Source organism: Limosilactobacillus reuteri subsp. porcinus, from assembly GCF_036621895.1.
GTDB classification, from domain to species: Bacteria; Bacillota; Bacilli; order Lactobacillales; family Lactobacillaceae; genus Limosilactobacillus; species Limosilactobacillus reuteri_J.
Genome location: NZ_LN887344.1, coordinates 1 through 1,096 on the forward strand (window position 1 = coordinate 1; position 1,096 = coordinate 1,096).

Sequence of the window (1,096 nt, forward strand, 5' to 3'; positions counted from 1 at the left end):
AATGTCGAGAATAGAAAATCCCCGTGAAGCCATCAAGGACGGTTCTACGGGGATTTTTTATCTGTCAATAACGTGTCAATATGGACTGCTTACTTAGTCTTTAATAATCAATTAAGTTTTTATTAATTATTTGTACGGATAAATCTTTAAATTTATACTAAAAAACGAAGCTGAGACATCTTAACCATCTCTCAGCTTTGTTTTTCAGTTACGTATATTAATTAAATTTCTAAATTCTTTAACTCTAATAGAATTGTATCTTCTGCTACTGATCCATTACGAGCAATGCTAAGACTTTCAGCAATCTTTAAAGCCTTTTTAGCTTCTTCCTTGTCGTTCTTTAGGATGTAGCTACGACCTATACAAAGATATAGTTCATCTAATAAGAATAATGAATCATGTTCCCGACAAAGTTCAATTCCCTTATTAGCAACTTCAATAGCGTTATCAGGGTCTTCAAGTTGCAGATATAATTCTGCAATTTGACAATCAATTGATGCCCATTGATAAAGGCTCCCAATCAATTTTTTATTATCAATCAGTTTTACAGACCGGTTAGTTAACCGTGCTGCCCGTTCTTTATCACCACGTTTTAAGTAAGCAAGCGCCATTCCTGCAGTTGTCATAGCTAAATAAATATTAGCACTAGTAGTAGCAAATTGAGTTAAAACAAGTTCAAAATTAAAAATGGCTTCATCAATTTGATTACTTTCAACTTGAACCATTCCTACTAGATAGTAGTAACGTTGTTTATCAAAATCACTTTCTAGATTTTTTACATGAACCTTCTTCAAAAGCGCTGAAGCATCTTCAAAATTGCGTGAAATCAAATTATCAACGATTTGGTTGAATGTTTCATTAATTCCACTAACTTCATTTTCGACAATTCGATCAGAAGAAATATTTAAGCGTTCACATATTGCCGTTAAAATATCCATTTTGGGTAAGCGATTTTGTTTTTCCATTAGGCTGATTGTCGCTTGAGTACAAATCCCTTCAGCTAAAGCCGTTTGGGACAATCCACGCTTGCGACGAATTTGTTTTAATACGTCTCCTCGGAGTCTCATTGTTTACCTTCCTCGTATTCTATAAATAA

At 33.6% G+C, this 1,096-nt stretch carries 1 protein-coding gene; it reads right to left on the minus strand.

The features are described 5' to 3' along the window. Nucleotides 1-221 precede the first annotated feature (221 nt). Nucleotides 222-1,067 (minus strand): helix-turn-helix domain-containing protein, encoded by an 846-nt coding sequence (locus tag AACL61_RS01755; RefSeq protein WP_003672385.1) that lies wholly within the window; start codon nucleotides 1,065-1,067, stop codon nucleotides 222-224. Nucleotides 1,068-1,096 lie beyond the last annotated feature (29 nt).

Bases quoted from the DNA above. Each gene is read 5' to 3' on its own strand.
- AACL61_RS01755 (WP_003672385.1), bottom strand. From the start codon at position 1,067: ATGAGACTCCGAGGAGACGTATTAAAACAAATTCGTCGCAAGCGTGGA.